We start from the raw sequence: 18,227 nt of genomic DNA, 5'->3' as shown, positions 1-18,227 counted from the left end.
AAAGAGGTTACAAGCTTATGTCTAACACATGGAAAATCTATGTTCTCGCCTTGGTCAGCTTTCTTGTAGGGACCTCCGAATATGTCATTGCCGGTATTCTGGACCGGATCTCGGACACCATGAATATTTCTTTAATTGCTGCGGGACAACTGATTACGATCTTTTCACTCGTTTATGCACTCGGAACACCCATAATCATCGCGTTAACTTCCCGCATGGATCGACGCAAGCTGTTGCTCTACTTTCTGGGTCTGTTTGTTGCAGGTAACGTCTTGGCCTACCTGTTGCCCGGATATGGGCTCTTTATCGCTGCACGAGTCCTGATGGCTCTTGGAGCCGGAGTCGTCGTTGTTACAGCCTTGACCGTCGCAGCCAAGATAGCCGCTGAGGGCAAACAGGCCAGCGCCATCGCAACGGTCATTACCGGGTTTACCGCCTCATTGATCGTGGGGGTTCCTTTGGGAAGAATGGTTGCTGCGGCTTGGGACTGGAAACTTGTATTTGCAGGCATCGCGGTTTTGGGTATCATCGCCATGGTGGTTATCGCATCTACAATCCCATCATCAGAAGGGGAAGCGCCGGTTCCTTTGAAAAAACAACTAGCCTTGCTTAAACAACCTCGCATCGGATTTGCGCTGCTTGTCACCTTTTTCTGGTTAGCAGGCTACTCCATTGCCTATACCTATATTTCGCCTTACCTGGTATCTATTGCAGGCATGAGCGAAACGTTGTTAAGTTCTGCTTTGCTGGCCTTTGGTATTGCAAGTCTCATTGGTTCCAAATCCGGAGGATTCAGCGCCGATCGTTTGGGAGTAAAAAGAACACTCCTCATGGGAATGGCTTTGCATGTCGTAAGCCTGATCCTGCTGAATGTTACCGCCCATTCGGGAGTGACTATTTTCATTGTACTGATTCTGTGGTCCTTCGCCGCCTGGTCTTCCGGTCCAACACAGCAATACCATCTGGTTACGATGGCCCCGGAATCGTCCGGGATTATGCTGAGTCTGAACAGTTCGGTTATGCAGCTGGCGATGGCTGCCGGCGCCGGTATTGGAGGAATTGCCGTCAGCGCAGTTTCGTTGTCATCCATCACCTGGATTGGAGCTGCAGGGGTGGCCATTGCAATGATCATTATCACTCTGGTCTATCGCCAGACAGATGCCGCTGTGGCTGAAACCAATTCTTCCAATGTGGCCTGATGGAGCATAAGCTCAAGAATAAAAATAGTAATATGCAAAAAGAGAGGTACTGTGACATTACAGTATCCTCTCTTTCTTCTTCATTCGGACTCATGTCTTATTGTGCAGTTACCGCACCATCAATTGGATAAACAGCGCCATTAATGTACGGAGCTTCATCTCCAAGCAGGAAGGATACCAGATTGGCAATCTCCTCAGGCTTGCCTAGACGGCCAGACGGAATACTGTCCATAGTCGCTTTGAACACTTCCGGGTTATCCTTACCAAACTGAACCACCATTGGTGTCTCAATCGTGCCTGGAGCAATGGCATTCACGCGAATATTTTCTTTGCCATATTCAATGGCAGCTGTTCGTGTCAGTCCAACTACACCGTGCTTCGTCGCTGCATATGGCGCAACTGCCGGAACACCAACAATTCCTGCTGTAGATGCGGTATTCACGATTGAACCACCGCCCGTTTTGAGCATTTCAGTAATGACGTATTTCAACCCGTAAAATACACTTCTCAAGTTAATATCAATGATCTGGTCAAACTGCTCGATGGTATGCTCAATTAATTTGATTCCAGGACCAGCAATCCCGGCATTATTGAAGAACATGTCAATTCGGCCGAATTGCTCGATCGTTTTGTTCACATAATTCTCTACCTCGTTCGCCTTGCTAACATCCGCTTGAACAAAAATCGCTTTACCACCAAGCTGCTCAATCTGTTTTACAGTTTCCTGACCGGTCTCTGCCTTGAGATCAACGACCACAATAGACGCGCCCTTCTCAGCCAGCTTCAGTGCGGTCGCTTGGCCCAATCCACTTCCTGCTCCAGTGATAATTGCTACTTTTCCTTTGTGACTCATTCTGATCTCCTCCATGTGTGTGTTCGTCATCTGTCATCGGATCGGTTCATTCGATATGAAGCGGTCTTGCATTGGTATGTAACCTATGTAGGGGAAAAAAATTAAAGCCTGCTGGCTATACCTATTTTAATGGAGTTATGACTTTAAAACAATTCATATCATATAACTGTTATTATAATATGTATCACATGCCAGACACCTCAAGAAGGAGAGTCCTTAATAAAAGCGGGTAGAGGTCTCCTTCTTTTGGGTGAGATGTACAGATTAATTTTATGCAATACATTGTCAGATCAACAGTTTAACACGGCCCGATATTACTAAACGAACATAATACTTATCTCAGCAAATTGGTTTTTGCCAGCTCGATCAGCTCATCGCCACGCCCATTCAATACGGCCTTCATCATCCATAAAGTGAAGCCTTCGGCCTGTTTCATATTAATCTTCGGAGGCAGGGACAGCTCCTGCCGGTTCACCACGACGTCGATCAGTACAGGACCATCATGCTGCAATGCACGCTCTATAGCCCCTTTCAGTTCACCCGGATCCTCAACACGTATTCCCTCCAGGCCCATCGCTTGGGCTACCATGGCAAAATTGGGATTTACCAGCTCGGTTCCAGATTCAAGCAAACCCGCAGCCTTCATCTCCAGTTCAACAAAACTGAGTGCTCCGTTGTTAAACACGACAACTTTAATTGGAAGATTATGCTGTTTAAGCGTCAGAAGATCACCCATCAGCATGGCAATCCCGCCATCACCGGACAAGGATATCACTTGTCGTCCCGGATCTGACACTTGAGCCCCAATGGCCTGCGGAAGAGCATTCGCCATCGTACCATGACTGAATGAACCCAGCAAGCGGCGATTGCGACTCATTTCAATGTAGCGAGCTGCCCAAACGGTTGGAGTACCTACATCGCAGGTGAAGATCGCATTGTCCGCTGCAGCTTCGCTGATGAGCTTGGTTAAGTACTGAGGATGAATCGGCTTTTTCCCGGGTTTTCCTACAGCAAGCTCATCCAATTCTTTACGCACTTTTTCGTAACGTTCCACACTTTTATGCAAATGCTTGTCACTATGCTCTTCCGTCAGATAAGGCAATAAAGTTTCAATCGTAGCTTTCACGTCACCACATACCCCATAGTCCAGCTTCGTACGACGACCAAGATGAGATGACTGAATATCCACTTGAAGTACCACTGCATCATTAGGGTAGAATTGACGGTACGGAAAATCCGTTCCCAGCATCAACAGCACGTCACAATCCATCATGGCATGGTAACCGGAGGAATACCCGATTAATCCGGTAAGGCCCACCGAGTATGGGTTATCGTACTCCAAATATTCCTTGCCTCGCAGAGCAATAACCATTGGGGATTTCAAGCGATCACAGAGCTGCATGAGAGGTTCACGCGCACCAGCGCAGCCTGCTCCGCACAGCAACGTAATGTTTTTGCCTTGATTCAGGAACCCCGCCAGTTTCAACAGTTCAGGTTCGGAAGGATGTACCACAGGCTGGGTGGCATGATACACATGCTCCGGTACGGGCAGATCAGCCGCTTCCAGGGCGGCTACGTCCCCAGGCAATACAATCACGGAAACACCTGATCGCGCAACCGCGGTTTGCATTGCCATCGTAAAAGAACGCGGCATCTGTTTTGCCGTTGTAATCACCTCACAATAATGACTGCATTCCTGAAACAAATACTCCGGATGTGTCGCCTGAAAATACTCACTTCCGATCTCATCACTAGGAATATGTGCTGCGATGGCAAGTACTGGCACACGATTCCGATGACAGTCATACAAACCGTTAATTAAATGCATGTTTCCTGGTCCGCTACTGCCTGCGCATACTGCGATACTTCCGCTCACTTGGGCATCTGCCCCCGCCGCAAAAGCAGCCACTTCTTCATGGCGGACATGAATCCATTCAATTTTACCCGAACGGCGGATGGAATCGAGGACCGCATTTAAGGAGTCACCAACAATGCCATATATGCGTTTGATGCCTGCGTTCAATAATGCTTCGACCAGAACGTCTGCTATTGTTTTTTTCATATCAGGTCGGGTCTCCTTTTTTTACTTATTTTGAGTTAGGTTTCCACCGTGTTAATATACCTATTCTTATACCCCAATCTTTTGAAACCCGAAACAAATCATATGTATTTATAGATATATAAAATGCAAAAAAACCGCTGGTCATGGACTGACAAGCGGATCATGGTTCTACAATAATTTATATTCCCTTTTATTTCATACTTGAATTCATGCACATCCATCAGCAGATTTAGATAGCTGGCATCACATTGCCGCCACTGACCGGGATATAAGCTCCAGTGATAAAAGAGGACAGATCGGATGCCAAAAAAGCTACCGCATTGGCGATTTCCTGATCTTCACCTCTGCGCTTCAGCGGCACCGTTTGAATATAACCCTCATCATATCCCGGCTCACTGGTCCGATCACGTTCACTGATTGTCCATCCTGGCGCAACCTGATTGACCGTAATCTGATACTCGCCTACCTCCTTCGCCAGCACACGGTACAAACCGTCCATCCCGCGTTTTCCCGCCGTATATGCAGACTGTGTAGCAAAATTTTGCATCGCACATTCCGTATTGATTCCAATAAATCGACCAGCTCTTGCTTCCTTCATCGTTGGAATGAATGCTTTTGCAAGATAGACACTCTGCATCACGCAAGATTCAAACTGGCTTATATAATCATCCGGTGATTGTTCCAGCACGGTTGTCCAGGCATATTGGATAACCGCATTGGCAACCACAATATCCACATCGCCGAGGCCGGATTGAATTACATCACGCATCTGAAATGCCGTTTCTTGTTTGGTGATATCACCCTGAACAATGACCGTTTTCCGACCGAGAGCTTCAATCTCGCTTTGAAGCTCTCTGGCCTTCGTTTCATTATTTATGTAATGCAGCGCGAGGTTTGCACCACAGTCTGCCAGCGTACGAGCGATAACCCTTCCCAATTGGCCGGTTGCTCCAGTCACCAGCGCCGTTTTACCTGTAAGATCTAATTTCATAGGGATAGGTCCCCTCCTTTATACTACATGTGTATTAACGAAATTCAGCAATGAAGAAAGCAGTATTCGAAAAAGATTGGACTCCATAATAAGATGGAAAACGATTTCGGTACTTGGCTATTATTCTGTTTTATTCATGGTGATCCATCGGTTTATTACTTTCCGTGCGGAATCAGATCGATTTCCTGGAAGCGACTAACTTCCTTTTCCCACCGTTCTTCGACATACTTGCGGTGAACGGGGTGATCATTATAGGCATCATACGCAGCCTGATCGGCAAAGACCATCGAGAAACTGTAATCAAACTCGTTCTTTTCGCTTACCTGACGCAGTACCTCAAATTGCTCCACACCTGGAATCTTCGTCAGTGCATCCGCACTTTCTTTCAAAAATGCCTCAGCTTCAGGTGTACCCTTGCCTGCGTAAAGTGTAAACGTTACCATATGTTTGATGCTACTCATCTCTATTTCCTCCTCAAGTATGATTTCACTCTGCTTCCTAGTGTACCTCCGTTTGATATGTAAGCGCAATAATTGTATGCAATTATTTATTTGTCGTCGCTGATCTGGACACCGAAAGCTATCTCATGTTAACTATGGGTTATTAGGCAGGCAAAACACAAAAAAGCCCCGGGGATAAATCCCCGAGGTTTTCTTGTAATGGTAGGACAAACTATTTGATGTTGTATTTACGGTTAAATTTATCAACACGTCCACCGATGTCCACGTTTCTTTGTTTACCTGTGAAGAATGGGTGGGATGCGGAGCTAGTGTCCACACGGATTACCGGGTAAGTGTTGCCATCTTCCCATTCCATTGTTTCGTTCGAGAATTTAGTCGAAGAACTCAGGAATTTGTAATCAGCACTTGCATCGAAGAAAATTACAGTTTGTGTCTTGGGATGGATGTCAGCTTTTGGCATAATCTATTTACACTCCTTTAATATGGGTACTTCCTAGAATAGAACTAAACTTTATTATACTCTTTTTTTGGACGAAGTACCAGTCGGAATTGAAAAAACGATAATTATTTTACAATTCACACTGATCTGCACAGATTTCAAAGTTCAAGTTATGTCTTTCTCCAGTACGTTTAGCATGTATTCCAATGCTTCAAGTTCATCTCTTCCCCGGGTTTGTAATCTCACCACACTCCCGTGTCGAATGGGAAGAAGCGCCATTCCGAGCAGGCTTTTGACATCTACACGATGCTCATGATCAGCATCCGTAAATGACAATGATATATCCGAGGAAAAACGCGCCGCTTGAGAAGATACAGACATCAGATCATCCCGGTGGAAATCGGAGTGAATCATAAATTCATGTGTTCTCACAACCTTCAGTTCCTTTCGCTAAGTTGCTGTTCAACCTATTTTGTTGTGTATGATTTTATATATTAAAATCTTCAAGCATTATACCACGTTATGGAAGCTTGTTTAATCCTTTTATGGTGAAAAATACAAAAAAAGAAACCCTGAACATCAGGGCTCCCTTGAAATGGATTCATTTCCCGTTCGGATATACCATTACTTTCAGACTTCCACTCTTATTATGCAATGCCCGTTCCATAGCCTGTTGTGTCTCCTCAAGTGAATAACGGTCGGTAATCAGGGACATCACATTATGCTGGCCTGAGCTCAGAAACTCAATTCCCGCAGGATACGTATTGGCATAACGGAAGATTCCGTATATATCCACCTCATTGTCGGCAATAAAAGGAACATTGAGTGCAATTTCGTCCTGTGCAGGCAATCCTACAATGGCAAGCTTGCCCCCGCGACGGAGCGAATATAATGCAGACTGAAGCGCCTTTGGATTACCTGCTGTTTCCCACGCCGTATCTACACCGACACCATTCGTTAACTCACGGATCACAGCCAGTGCATCTTCATTCCGTACATTAATGGTATGGGTGGCGCCCATGCGGCGAGCGGCTTCCAGTCTCACTTCCTCCAGGTCGGTTACGATGATGCGTTCCACACCGAACGATTTGGCAGCTGCCACAGCCATCAGTCCAACAGGTCCCATGCCCATAATGGCAAGTGTTGTTCCAGGAGCCAGTTTACTGCGTCTTGCAGCATGAATGCCTACCGAGAAAGGTTCGTTCATCGCCGCCTCTTCAAAAGATAGATGATCCGGGATGGGAAAGACCATATCTTCACGAATTGTCATATACTGCACAAATGCCCCATCCACCGGAGGTGTCGCCAGAAATTGCACATCGGGACACAGATTATATCGGCCTTCTTTACAAGCCGTGCATCGTCCGCAGGTTACCCCAGGCTCAATGGCTACCCGATCTCCTTCTTTCAACCGTGATACTTTCGAGCCGACAGATGCTACGATACCTGCACATTCATGTCCGAGTATAATCGGTTTCTCAACCACAAATCGGCCAATTCTGCCATGTTCAAAATAATGCACATCCGATCCGCAGACGCCAACCGCCATTACCTTAATAAGTACTTCGTCATCAGCAGGCTGGGGTACAGCCTGTTCCTCCATGATAATGTTCCCAGGTGTTGTCATGACGGCAGCCTTCATAGTCTCGGGTATTTGATGATGTCCCATATATGTCCTCCTTCTCATGTTGCCAACGTTATGCTCTTCTCTGAAGAAGATTCGACTGTTCTATAAAAGTTAAACGAATGATTATAGCACTTGTCCGCTGCGCGGCCAGAACCATCTTCCGATCGCTGTTATCCCCAGAATCCAAGTTAAAATATCGTTCTGCCTTGTTCATCTGCAATGCCGCTTTTGCGATAGAAGTACGTATTGATCATGTCTCTCCATTCCTTGGCATGTTCCGCCTGCCCTGCCTGTAACGAAGCCACCTTATTAAATACAGTCGGATCAATCTTGCCTTCCAGCTGTCCCCAAGTCTCGGCTAACGCCGCTGCCTTCTCTGCTCCATCAAAATGTGTATCATAAATATGCTGAATGACCGTTTTGCCAGAATGCAGGACGTGGGTATATGGGACATGGTGGAAAAATAACAGCAGCTCATCCGGACAGGTATCTACAGATTCATATCTTTCGGCATTTTCCCGGTGGTATTGCGATGTATATCCCGTTCCACTGCTCACTGTCCGGTCCACGCCAATACCATCACGATCGGCAAAATGATACGTCCCCCACTTGGAATACTCATAGCCATCTACATTAGGCCCATAATGGTGCTCCGGATTGACCATCCAGCCTACACCGAGCGGTGCCGTATAACTTTCATAGATTTCCAACGAATCCAGAAGCATGCCAGAGATGAGACGAACCACCTCTTCGTCATGTCCAAACGTAAGTCTGACCCACTCCTCCGCAATCTCTTCCGATGACAGCTCCGGATTCCAGGCCAGTCTTCCATATCCGTACAGATTCGCTTGAGCGAGTGGGTGTCCCGTCCAACAAGCGTCTGCGCCGATATTGGAGACTGCGGCAAAGCCGCTATAGGGCCTGTTGTACAGAGAGCCGTCAGCGATACGTTTGATTTCAGAGCCCTGACCCTTGGCAAACGTATCAAAATCCAATACTTCTTTCCACTGTGGAACCAGATAACACAAATGTCGCTGCTGGCCCGTATACTCCTGTGTAATCTGGAACTCCAATACCTGATTTGTTTGCTCCATGGCCCCGAACAACGGGGATACGGCCTCCCGAACCTGAAAGTCCATCGGTCCATTCTTGATCTGCAAAATGACATTATCCGCAAATCGGCCATCCAGTGGCTTGAAGTGGTCATAGGCCGCACGCGCGCGATCTGTAGAGCGGTCACGCCAGTCCTGCTTGCAATTGTAGACAAAGCAGCGCCAGATCACCAGTCCACCGAATGGACGAAGAGCCTCGGCCAGCATATTGGCTCCATCGGCATGATCCCGGTTATACGTAAATGGACCTGGGCGATTTTCTGAATCCGCTTTGATCAGGTAGCCGCCAAAATCCGGGATTGCCGCGTACACCTTCGCTGTCTGAACGTTCCACCATTCACGGACCTGCTCATCCAGCGGATTTGCTGTAAGCAACCCGCCGATCTCTATTGGACTTGCATAGTTGGCACTTAAGAACAATCGAATGCCATACGCTCTGAATGCTGCAGCAACCTTGGCGACATCACCCAGGAAACGCTCCGTCAGGAACAAGGTTTCACGCTTATGCACGTTTACGTTATTGATCGAGATCGCGTTAATGCCTGTGGAAGCAAGCAGTCTGGCATAGTCCCGGATACGCCCAAGGTCCTTCGTGAATTCTCCGTTGTCATAGAAAATGGACTTGCCGGCATAACCGCGCTCGATGCTGCCGTCCACATTATCCCACTGATTGATCATGCGTAAGGCATTAACGGGTTGCTCGGTAATATAACTTAGTCTTTCCGTGGCAGTATCCGCTTCAGTTGAGCTTGCTTGGTCCAGCACCAGTTCTCTCAACAGATGAAAAGTACCGTACAGAACACCTTGAGGAGTTTCAGAACCAATAAATAACCTGCCGTGTTCCGTATCTTGGCGAATGATATAACCTTCGCCGTGTACAGCCGAGCGCTCCGTGTCGCTGAATGCTTGAGCTACGGCTTTCGAACCCTTCCAGGTACCCAGCCATACCCCTTGTGCCGCCTGATGAGCCAAATCCGGCTCACTCGCTTGGCTGAAAGCTGCATGATTAACTTTCGGCTTTATCCCAAACAGCTTATCAAGCCCCTGAGTCAGTTCAGCTATGGCTGTTGATAGAAGTTCTTGATCTTCTTCCGCCGACACGGTATGGCTCCAGACTGGAGCTGCCTTTCTGGCAGCTCCCTTCCCCCCCGACTGACCTTGGAGATAACCAAGCCACGCATCATATTGCGGCCCGGAAATATGCGTTTTAAGGGTGGTGTTGCTCATTGCACCGCCGCCTCCTTGCTGGCATAGATTTGCTCCAGACGAGTACCTTTGCCTTCCAGGAGCCATAAAATCGATGTTACACCACGCGGATAATACTTGCTTCCGACCGCGACGCCCGCCAGAATCTGGTCACTCCAGCACCAGTAGGACTCCTCTGGATGCAACAGCCAGTTTACATGGGCAGCATCAGATGCCTTCCCTGTTTCATCCCAAGCCACGCCCAGTAATTCTCTCGCTATGAACTGGGACAGATATATTTTGCTGAGCCACGAGTTATTACTTGTTGAGGACAGCTTCCAGCCTCCATCTTCAAACAGACAGGTACCAGGTACAAGAACAGTTTTAAGATGAGTTCGAAGTGCTTGCAGGTAAGGACCAAAACGGCCATTTACATCCAGCGCACCTTCACAGCCAGTGAAGTAAGGGAACACCAAACCTTCAATGGCTGGAATAATGCGGGAATCATTATTTTCGGCGATAACGGCCGGAATATAACCCCCATCGGTCAACTGGGCTGCAATACTGGCTGCACAGCGATCCGCCTGACGGCCTGCATGATGGGACAGGTCACCCAGCTTCTCTGCTGCGAACAGCTTCTCCAGTGCAACATAGACAGCCCAGCATTTTCCTGCCAGGTAGATGTTATTCCGGGATTGTCCAAGAGACACATCCAGGCTGTCATACGTGGTAATCTCGGCTCCGCCCTTGGTACGGCTGCTATCCAGACCCATCAGGCCATTGCGTTGTTGTTCATCCGGATGATCCCGGTTTAACATGCTTTCGAAGCAATCACGGATGACAGGAAGCATCTCCTTGACAAACTCCCGATCCTGCGTCTGTTCAATATATACCGCTGCACAACAGAGCCAGTTGACCAGTTCCTCGTGGCTCATTTGCGAAAAGCAGTCATCAATGCCCACCAGTTCATATGCCGAGTGTCCCGGACGCGAGAATACATTGGCTACGCCGATATCATGAGTAAACGTAATGCCTCCCGGATATTCCTTTTCTTCACCCGGGAATCGCACTTGGTCTGTATAACTGTAGCGCTTCACAAACCACTCCAGCTCATTACGCACTGTCCAGGGATTCAAAGCTAATTCAAAATACAGCTGATCTGCAGTCAGATCAAGTGTGTTCATCATCCGGTATTCGCCTTCGTTTACGATCCAGAACGGTTCGCCGTCCGCATCCAGCAGTTGTGTGCTTGCATAGTAGCTGTGAATGGAATGGGCAAGCATAAAGGACTGATCTTCACTCAAAGCAGATACGCCAAGACGTTGCTCAACTTCCTGACAGGAAGCAGTCAACTCACTAAAACGGTCAAGCGCATATTGCCCAGCTTCCAGGATATCCGCAAAATAACGGGTATACCAATAGGTCGTGTCCATACCCGAAGTAACAATCCCGCCTCGATAGAAACATACGGCAAATTGGAACGTACGCTTCTCTCCCGCTGGAACGTCCATCAATAATGCAGCTGTTTCGCCTAATCCGAAAGCCAGGTTCTCGCGATGTTTCTCCTGTAATATCTTTTCCAGTGTAAATCCGCGCGCAGGCCATAGTCCCTCATCCGCAGACAAAATGGCGGTTAAGCGTCCTTGTCCAACCCCCGTTAATGCTCCACCCTCCGGTCCTCCGATGATACGCATGGCGGAGTAAGGATCATTACCCTGATAACCAAAATACGCTTTGCGCGGCTTCTGTCCTTGCGTGTTATCAATCGTCATCTCCACCAGCACTGCTGGCACAAGCGCATCCATTAATGCTTCACGATCGCCACTTAGCGGTTCCGGTACAGGACGCACAGGTGAGTAAATTCGGAAGGTCAGATCACCCGCCGTCCACGTATCTGTGCCCAAAGTAAATTCACGGGTAATATCTTCATCACGAAACGCTGAAATCAGCGAACCCGACATCTGCACTCCAACTCCAGCTGGTGTGCTCTCTTCACTTTCCGTTGAGGTCGACGATGCCTGATCCGAATCCGAATTTTCCACTTTCTCGACATCATACCGAACACTCGCATCCTCAACAGCTTCGAAAAATGGTAATGCTTCGTAGTTCTCACTGTCGCGAGACTGTAAACCGATATATATATTCTGATCTGCTGGCTTGCCAAGCTCCAGTCCCAGGCCGCCTTTAGCTCCTTTGTAACCAAGCGTGAAACTGGCGAAAGCTCCGATCGGTGAGTGATGGGCATTATAAAAAATGGATTTTTTGGATGTACTCATAAATGATGACCCCTCTCAAAATGGTTTGCATGCGTTTTCATTAGCCCCATCCTACCATGGGCATTCCACCATAGACCATGGTCAAATCAATCGGATATTTACCCAAATCAAGCTGATAGACTATAATATAATGAAGGCGGTTACATCCGTTTATGTTTTATCGTATTCCATCACTTCCGTAAGGAACAGCCATAGATGATAAAGGGGGTCTTCCATGTCTTCCACCTATTTGCCTCCCGCTTTGGGAGAAAGTGTGCATGAAGTGTTTTACCCGGATGTACAAACAACGGTGAATCTGTTCGCTATTCATTTGCGCAGTGTCGGAGCAGATTGGGATTATCCCGCGCACGAACATCCGCAGTATGAACTGAATTATGTAACAGAAGGTGAACAATGCATGACCGTGAACGGTAAGGAGTATATTCAAAAGGCTGGCGAATTGCTCCTGATTCCTCCAGGAAGCATTCATTCCAGCCAAAGCCATAAGGGCAAGGGGTTCACCTATTTTTGCATGCATTTTGACATCGACGATCAGTTATTTCTCTCCTTGCTTGCACGAATCAAGCAGGTTTTGTTCGATGCAGAAAGTCCGGTTACCCGCCAGATCGAGCCTGTACTTTGCAAATTAATGTCTTCTGCTGACAATCGGGCGGCAAGTACAATGGTACAGCGTATGCAGCTGCAATCGGCCGTGTTTGAATTGTTCGGTCATTTGTGGGAAGCGGTCTCTCAGGAGGCAGCTCAATTGTTCACAGATGGATATGAGAAAATTGAATTGGCTCACCAAATCCGCAATCGGCTGCAAAGCCTTGTGAGTCAACAATTCAAACAGGGGCGTGAGTCCGACAGCCACTATGGCATAGATGATATTGCAGCGGAACTGGGTATCAGTTCTTCCCATTGTAACCGTGTATTCCGTCAGGTGTATGGTCAGTCTCCGCGTGTCTATCTGTCCGAAATGGTTTTGCATGAAGCCAAAGTTCTGCTGGGTAATCCCGAATTATCGGTTCAGAACATCGCTTCCATGCTTGGTTATAAGGATATTGCCCATTTCAGCCGTCAATTTAAGCGCTGGTCCGGTATTTCCCCATCACGCTACAGACAGGAACAGCCTGCTCCCGAATGAGCTTCATTCATTGAACCTCATTCTCGTGTGGCAACTGAATTGGTATGCAATTTAACATTGGTTCTTTATTTCAACAGACGTTTAATCGTCTTAAGTTTGTTATCGTACGGCGGATATAAAATAGACAAGTTCAATCTGGTGCTCTTTTTGAGCACACTTTTCATATGGGAGAATGTCTCCAGGCTGTAACGCCCATGATATGCACCCAGTCCTGAATGTCCTACACCGCCAAATGGCAGACGCGGGTTAGCCACATGGGTAATCGTATCGTTAATGCATCCGCCTCCAAAAGAAACCTCGCGCATCACTTTATCCTGTAGCTGTGTATCGGACGTGAAGAGATACAGCGCCAGTGGTTTGGGCCGTTTTACAATGCCTTCAATCGCCTCATCAATATGGGTATAACTGATCAATGGGAGAATCGGCCCAAAAATCTCGTCCTCCATTGATGCGGCATCCCAGGATTCCACATCAATAAACGTAGGTTCAATAAAGCGATCTTCCTCATCGGAGCGACCACCATATATGACATGAGCCTGATCACGTTCGATAAGCGTGGTAAGACGTTTGAAATGAGCTTTGTTAACGATTCGCCCATAGTCCCGATTGTGCTGAATATCCGTACCAAAGAATGACTCCACCGCTGCTTTCATTTCAGTAATCAAGAGATCTTTCACCTGTTCATGAACAAGCAGATAATCCGGTGCGATGCAGGTCTGACCCGTATTGAGCAGTTTCCCCCATATAATCCGCTGTGCAGCCACTTTAAGATCTGCATGCTTATCCACGATAACCGGACTTTTACCGCCAAGCTCCAGTGTAACCGGAACGAGATTTTTGGCAGCTGCTTCCATGACAATTTTCCCCACCGGTACACTGCCTGTAAAGAAGATATAGTCAAACGGCGCGTTAATGAGCGCTGTAGTTGTGTCTTTGGCTCCTTCTACCACGTGAACGTAAGCTGGTTCGAAGACGGAGCTAATCATCTCCCGAATAACTGCGGAGACAGCCGGTGTGTTCTCTGATGCTTTGAGGATCGCCGTATTGCCGGCTGCCAACGCGCCAACGAGGGGTTCAATTAACAGCTGGAATGGATAGTTAAAGGGCCCGATAATCAATACCGCACCATAAGGCTCAGGAATGATATAACTTTTGGACCCGACCAACGCGAACTGGGTTTTAACTTTGACCGGTTTGACCCATTTTCTCACTTTCCCTATGGTATGTGTGATACTATCCAGCATGAATCCAATCTCTGTGGTATACGATTCGAACTCACTCTTGCCCAAATCCTGATAGAGCGCCTCAGTCAGACGGGACTCATACTTCTGGATCGCCTGTTTCAGCCGGGTTAAATGTGCAATTCGAGCCTCGGGCGAACGTGTAGCCCCTGAGCGGAAAAATTGCCGTTGCTGCAGTAAAATCTTTTCCACTTCATGTTCGCTTAATTCCTGCATGATACTCATATAATCCAACTCCTCTTCGAGTTAATGATGATTCGTTTAAACATACGAACGTATAGCCTACATGCCTAGGCATGTAAACCATTCTTGCCTATAAGCATTCCTCTTCCATCGCGGTCACCAGTTCCTTTAATAGTGCCACTGAGGACGTTAATGAAGCGGAATAATATCGCTGTGTTCCCTTTTGTTCCACGGAGATGAGTCCTTTCTCAAGCAACAGTTTGAGATGATGGGATATTGCTGGCCGGGATAAGCTGAACTGGTCTGTAATTTCATTAACCGTCATGCTGCCCTTCTCACTGAGAGCAAGTAAAATAGCCTGACGATGGTTGTCACTAAGGACCTGAAATAAGGGGATACAACTTTGAAAAATGGATATCGCTTTTTGACCCATTGGTTTCACCTCTATGCAGTCTACAGATAGTATATTGCCACGTTCTTAGGTTTAAACATTTAAACCTATGAGATGTATTTTACTCCATTCCTCTGTCAACAGCAAGATGCGCCCAATAATTTGATAACAAATTGTATAAAGCGCTTCCACACTACCATACAAGTATGGTAGTATATCTTTGAAGGAGTTGAAGTTATGGAATACCCCCCTAGGTCTTCGTCCAAAGCCGATTTATTATCATCCTTAATAAGCCCGTCTTCTCTGAAAAAGCAGACTCTCTCTTCGCGTGACGCGGTCTATACGACGTTGAAGCAATTAATTTTGAGCTTGAAGCTGCCTCCCGGGACCGCCATCTCGGAGAAAGAGATTTCACTTGAGTTCAATGTGAGCCGGACCCCTGTTCGAGAAAGCTTTGTCCGATTGGCACAGGAAGGGTTGCTGGAAGTATATCCGCAGCGGGGTACCTATGTATCTCTGATTCAGGTTGATCTCGTGGAAGAAGCACGATTCATGCGTGAACAGCTTGAGCGTGCCGTTATACGGCTTGCCTGCGTGCAATTCCCGGATGAACATTTGAAGATATTGCAGCAGAACCTTGCACAGCAGCAGGAATGCATACTTGAACCGGATGATGAACGGATGTTCGGATTGGATGAGGAATTCCATAGTACTCTCTTTGCAGGCTGCAACAAAAGTAATACCTGGTCCGTGATCCAACATATGAACGTGCATCTGAACCGGAGCCGGATGCTCCGCCTGTCTTCGGATCATCATTGGGATCACTTGATTGAACAGCACCGATCCATGGTTCAGGCCATACAGGAGCACGATGCCCGAACGGCGGAGCACATCATGCAGGAGCATCTGCACTTAACCGTCACGGATCTGGCTGTCCTGCGGGATACATACCCTTCCTATTTTCAATGATGGATAGATCTGTTCTTTATATTAATCTTGATGAGGTGAACGAGATGAGAATGGTTTTTCGCTGGTTTGGTGAAGGCAATGATACTGTAACGCTTGATCACATCCGTCAAATTCCCGGTGTAGAAGGCATTGTATGGGCACTGCACGATGTTCCGGCAGGTGAGGAATGGCCCATGGACAAAATCCTGGAAGTGAAAGCTGCAGCCGACAAAGCCGGATTACATCTGGATGTCGTTGAAAGTGTTAATATTCATGAAGATATCAAACTCGGTCTGCCTACACGTGACCAATATATTGCCAATTACAAAAAAACGATGGAAAAACTCGCCAAGGTAGGCGTTAAAGTCATCTGTTACAACTTCATGCCGATCTTCGATTGGCTGCGAACCGATTTGCATAAGGAGATGGAAGATGGCTCTACGGCCCTCTTTTATGAGAAAAGCAAAATCGCCGATATTGAACCGTTGGAATTGGTTCGACGTATTACCGAAAATTCCGCATTAACGATGCCTGGCTGGGAGCCGGAACGATTGCAGTATTTAACAGGTCTGTTCGAAGCTTATAAAGATGTAACTGAGGATCATATGTGGGAACATGCCCGTTATTTCCTGCAGGAGATCATTCCTACTGCTGAACGATTAGGTATTCGAATGGCTATTCATCCGGATGACCCGCCATGGCCAATCTTCGGTCTGCCGAAGATTATTACCAGCCAAGACAATATTCGCCGATATCTGAATCTTTATGACAGCCCTTACAACAGTGTGACGCTGTGCAGTGGCTCACTTGGTGCCAATCCGAATAATGACATTATCGGCATGATCCATGAGTTCAGGGACCGAATTCCTTTTGCACATATCCGTAATGTTAAAATTTATGATAATGGTGACTTTATTGAGACCTCCCACCGCAGTCAGGATGGTAATGTCGATATTGCGGGTGTTGTAGAGGCCTATCACGATATTGGATTTGAAGGTTATGCACGACCGGACCATGGACGCCATCTCTGGGGGGAACATTGCAGGCCGGGATATGGACTCTATGATCGGGCTCTGGGAATTATGTATCTGTGGGGCGTCTGGGATTCCCTGCAAAGGAGGTCAAAATCATGAATAACTTTGCCAAAGAAAGATCGACACGTCTGGAAGGCAGAACAGCCGTAATTACTGGCGGGGCAGGCGTTCTGTGCCGTTCCATGGCTGAAGAGCTGGCGCGCCATGGCGCAAGTGTAGCGATTCTGAACCGTACCGTATCCAAAGGGGAAGAAGTCGCTGCGGCAATCGAAGCTGCCGGCGGGAAAGCGATCGCTGTAGCTTGTGATGTGACCCAGGCTGACAGCGTCATAGCTGCAGCAGCAACGGTTCTGGAGAGGCTGGGCCCCTGCGACATCCTTATTAATGGAGCGGGCGGCAACCATGCCAGCGCTAATACTACAAATGAAATTTTCAGACAGGAAGATCTGGATCAACCGGGTATTACTACTTTTTTTGATGTAAGTGTTGAGGGATTCCGTCAAGTCATGGATCTGAATTTTGTCGGTTCGCTCATCCCTACCCAGATTTTCGCAAGACAAATGATTGAACGTGACGTACCAGCTACCGTCATTAATATTTCGTCGATGAGTGCCCCTTCGCCCATGACCAAAGTTCCTGCGTACAGTGCAGCGAAAGCCGCGATTAACAACTTCACGCAATGGCTGGCGGTACATCTGGCAGAATCGGGAATCCGGGTAAATGCCATTGCACCAGGATTCTTCCTGACTGAGCAGAATCGTAATCTGCTGCTTAAGCCCGACGGCTCGCCGACAGAGCGTTCAAGCAAGATCATTGCACACACGCCTATGCGGCGTTTCGGCAAACCGGAAGATTTGCTGGGTACGCTGATGTGGCTGGCTGATGAACGTCAATCCGGTTTTGTTACAGGTACGGTTATACCTGTGGATGGCGGGTTCATGGCCTACTCGGGTGTATAACCTCTGTTCTATTTCATGAATCATTTAAATCAAATCGATGTACCTCATCATCATCCGAAGCCTGGGTTACTATCCAGGTTTCGTTTTTTTTGCGTTCAAGAATAAGAATATCCAGCGTAGGAAAAGCTTGTATTAGTCCG

16 protein-coding genes are annotated in these 18,227 nt (G+C 47.4%); 5 read left to right on the top strand and 11 right to left on the bottom strand.

All coding sequences use genetic code 11. The annotated features are described in order from the left end of the window. Positions 1 to 17 precede the first annotated feature (17 nt). Positions 18 to 1,199, top strand: coding sequence for an MFS transporter (locus tag JNUCC31_RS32625; protein WP_192267410.1), 1,182 nt, complete (start codon positions 18 to 20; stop codon positions 1,197 to 1,199). A 97-nt stretch (positions 1,200 to 1,296) separates the two neighbouring features. On the opposite strand, the gene JNUCC31_RS32620 is transcribed toward JNUCC31_RS32625, so the two are convergent. The 9 genes from JNUCC31_RS32620 to JNUCC31_RS32580 all read right to left on the bottom strand — a co-directional run bounded on the left by JNUCC31_RS32620 (position 1,297) and on the right by JNUCC31_RS32580 (position 12,205). After that, positions 1,297 to 2,052 carry an SDR family NAD(P)-dependent oxidoreductase gene (locus JNUCC31_RS32620; protein WP_192267409.1) on the bottom strand — a complete coding sequence of 252 codons (756 nt, stop codon included), beginning with the start codon at positions 2,050 to 2,052 and terminating at the stop codon, positions 1,297 to 1,299. A 334-nt stretch (positions 2,053 to 2,386) separates the two neighbouring features. Then, positions 2,387 to 4,114 carry a ubiquinone-dependent pyruvate dehydrogenase gene (poxB, locus tag JNUCC31_RS32615; protein WP_192267408.1) on the bottom strand — a complete coding sequence of 576 codons (1,728 nt, stop codon included), beginning with the start codon at positions 4,112 to 4,114 and terminating at the stop codon, positions 2,387 to 2,389. Between the two features lie 229 nt (positions 4,115 to 4,343). Further along, positions 4,344 to 5,105, bottom strand: a complete 762-nt coding sequence (locus JNUCC31_RS32610; RefSeq protein WP_192267407.1) for an SDR family NAD(P)-dependent oxidoreductase — start codon at positions 5,103 to 5,105, stop codon at positions 4,344 to 4,346. A 155-nt stretch (positions 5,106 to 5,260) separates the two neighbouring features. Then, on the bottom strand, positions 5,261 to 5,566 hold the full coding sequence (locus JNUCC31_RS32605; protein ID WP_192267406.1) for a Dabb family protein: 306 nt from the start codon (positions 5,564 to 5,566) through the stop codon (positions 5,261 to 5,263). Positions 5,567 to 5,777: 211 nt separating this feature from the next. After that, on the bottom strand, positions 5,778 to 6,026 hold the full coding sequence (locus JNUCC31_RS32600; RefSeq protein ID WP_062319704.1) for a type B 50S ribosomal protein L31: 249 nt from the start codon (positions 6,024 to 6,026) through the stop codon (positions 5,778 to 5,780). A 144-nt stretch (positions 6,027 to 6,170) separates the two neighbouring features. Beyond that, a complete protein-coding gene (locus JNUCC31_RS32595; protein ID WP_192273535.1) occupies positions 6,171 to 6,419 on the bottom strand; it encodes an HPr family phosphocarrier protein in 249 nt (82 codons plus the stop codon). A 187-nt stretch (positions 6,420 to 6,606) separates the two neighbouring features. Then, positions 6,607 to 7,674 carry an NAD(P)-dependent alcohol dehydrogenase gene (locus tag JNUCC31_RS32590; RefSeq protein WP_192267405.1) on the bottom strand — a complete coding sequence of 356 codons (1,068 nt, stop codon included), beginning with the start codon at positions 7,672 to 7,674 and terminating at the stop codon, positions 6,607 to 6,609. Positions 7,675 to 7,820: 146 nt separating this feature from the next. Further along, positions 7,821 to 9,971 (bottom strand): alpha-glucuronidase family glycosyl hydrolase, encoded by a 2,151-nt coding sequence (locus JNUCC31_RS32585; protein WP_192267404.1) that lies wholly within the window; start codon positions 9,969 to 9,971, stop codon positions 7,821 to 7,823. Then, complete coding sequence (locus JNUCC31_RS32580; RefSeq protein ID WP_192267403.1) at positions 9,968 to 12,205, bottom strand: glycoside hydrolase family 52 protein; 2,238 nt, start codon at positions 12,203 to 12,205, stop codon at positions 9,968 to 9,970. The genes JNUCC31_RS32585 and JNUCC31_RS32580 overlap by 4 nt, the downstream gene beginning before the upstream one ends. Positions 12,206 to 12,419: 214 nt before the next feature. Here JNUCC31_RS32580 and JNUCC31_RS32575 point away from each other — a divergent pair, with 214 nt between their 5' ends. Further along, complete coding sequence (locus tag JNUCC31_RS32575; RefSeq protein ID WP_192267402.1) at positions 12,420 to 13,331, top strand: AraC family transcriptional regulator; 912 nt, start codon at positions 12,420 to 12,422, stop codon at positions 13,329 to 13,331. A gap of 65 nt (positions 13,332 to 13,396) precedes the next feature. Here JNUCC31_RS32575 and JNUCC31_RS32570 read toward each other — a convergent pair whose 3' ends face one another. Together JNUCC31_RS32570 and JNUCC31_RS32565 are read right to left on the bottom strand one after the other, a co-directional pair. Then, a complete protein-coding gene (locus JNUCC31_RS32570; RefSeq protein ID WP_192273533.1) occupies positions 13,397 to 14,788 on the bottom strand; it encodes an aldehyde dehydrogenase in 1,392 nt (463 codons plus the stop codon). A 97-nt stretch (positions 14,789 to 14,885) separates the two neighbouring features. Further along, positions 14,886 to 15,188 carry an ArsR/SmtB family transcription factor gene (locus tag JNUCC31_RS32565; protein ID WP_192267401.1) on the bottom strand — a complete coding sequence of 101 codons (303 nt, stop codon included), beginning with the start codon at positions 15,186 to 15,188 and terminating at the stop codon, positions 14,886 to 14,888. Positions 15,189 to 15,383: 195 nt separating this feature from the next. Between JNUCC31_RS32565 and JNUCC31_RS32560 the strand changes: the two genes are divergently transcribed. From JNUCC31_RS32560 to JNUCC31_RS32550, 3 genes are read left to right on the top strand one after another with little or no spacing between them, the layout of a single operon-like run. Beyond that, complete coding sequence (locus JNUCC31_RS32560) at positions 15,384 to 16,115, top strand: GntR family transcriptional regulator (protein ID WP_192267400.1); 732 nt, start codon at positions 15,384 to 15,386, stop codon at positions 16,113 to 16,115. Positions 16,116 to 16,159: 44 nt separating this feature from the next. After that, a complete protein-coding gene (uxuA, locus tag JNUCC31_RS32555; protein ID WP_192267399.1) occupies positions 16,160 to 17,227 on the top strand; it encodes a mannonate dehydratase in 1,068 nt (355 codons plus the stop codon). After that, on the top strand, positions 17,224 to 18,087 hold the full coding sequence (locus JNUCC31_RS32550) for an SDR family oxidoreductase (RefSeq protein ID WP_192267398.1): 864 nt from the start codon (positions 17,224 to 17,226) through the stop codon (positions 18,085 to 18,087). Before uxuA ends, JNUCC31_RS32550 begins: the two co-directional genes overlap by 4 nt. Positions 18,088 to 18,227: the final 140 nt, after the last annotated feature.

This window comes from Paenibacillus sp. JNUCC-31, from assembly GCF_014844075.1.
Classification (GTDB): domain Bacteria; phylum Bacillota; class Bacilli; order Paenibacillales; family Paenibacillaceae; genus Paenibacillus.
The sequence above is the reverse complement of the archived record's forward strand: the minus strand, read 5'-3'. Positions and strand labels throughout refer to the sequence as shown.

Excerpts from the sequence above, each read along its gene's own strand:
- JNUCC31_RS32550 (WP_192267398.1), top strand. The coding sequence starts at position 17,224 with ATGAATAACTTTGCCAAAGAAAGATCGACACGTCTGGAAGGCAGAACA.
- JNUCC31_RS32575 (WP_192267402.1), top strand. The coding sequence starts at position 12,420 with ATGTCTTCCACCTATTTGCCTCCCGCTTTGGGAGAAAGTGTGCATGAA.
- JNUCC31_RS32610 (WP_192267407.1), bottom strand. The coding sequence starts at position 5,105 with ATGAAATTAGATCTTACAGGTAAAACGGCGCTGGTGACTGGAGCAACC.
- poxB (WP_192267408.1), bottom strand. The coding sequence starts at position 4,114 with ATGAAAAAAACAATAGCAGACGTTCTGGTCGAAGCATTATTGAACGCA.
- JNUCC31_RS32570 (WP_192273533.1), bottom strand. The coding sequence starts at position 14,788 with ATGCAGGAATTAAGCGAACATGAAGTGGAAAAGATTTTACTGCAGCAA.
- JNUCC31_RS32565 (WP_192267401.1), bottom strand. The coding sequence starts at position 15,188 with ATGGGTCAAAAAGCGATATCCATTTTTCAAAGTTGTATCCCCTTATTT.
- JNUCC31_RS32590 (WP_192267405.1), bottom strand. The coding sequence starts at position 7,674 with ATGGGACATCATCAAATACCCGAGACTATGAAGGCTGCCGTCATGACA.
- JNUCC31_RS32580 (WP_192267403.1), bottom strand. The coding sequence starts at position 12,205 with ATGAGTACATCCAAAAAATCCATTTTTTATAATGCCCATCACTCACCG.
- JNUCC31_RS32620 (WP_192267409.1), bottom strand. The coding sequence starts at position 2,052 with ATGAGTCACAAAGGAAAAGTAGCAATTATCACTGGAGCAGGAAGTGGA.
- JNUCC31_RS32585 (WP_192267404.1), bottom strand. The coding sequence starts at position 9,971 with ATGAGCAACACCACCCTTAAAACGCATATTTCCGGGCCGCAATATGAT.
- uxuA (WP_192267399.1), top strand. The coding sequence starts at position 16,160 with ATGAGAATGGTTTTTCGCTGGTTTGGTGAAGGCAATGATACTGTAACG.
- JNUCC31_RS32560 (WP_192267400.1), top strand. The coding sequence starts at position 15,384 with ATGGAATACCCCCCTAGGTCTTCGTCCAAAGCCGATTTATTATCATCC.
- JNUCC31_RS32595 (WP_192273535.1), bottom strand. The coding sequence starts at position 6,419 with ATGATTCACTCCGATTTCCACCGGGATGATCTGATGTCTGTATCTTCT.
- JNUCC31_RS32600 (WP_062319704.1), bottom strand. The coding sequence starts at position 6,026 with ATGCCAAAAGCTGACATCCATCCCAAGACACAAACTGTAATTTTCTTC.
- JNUCC31_RS32625 (WP_192267410.1), top strand. The coding sequence starts at position 18 with ATGTCTAACACATGGAAAATCTATGTTCTCGCCTTGGTCAGCTTTCTT.
- JNUCC31_RS32605 (WP_192267406.1), bottom strand. The coding sequence starts at position 5,566 with ATGAGTAGCATCAAACATATGGTAACGTTTACACTTTACGCAGGCAAG.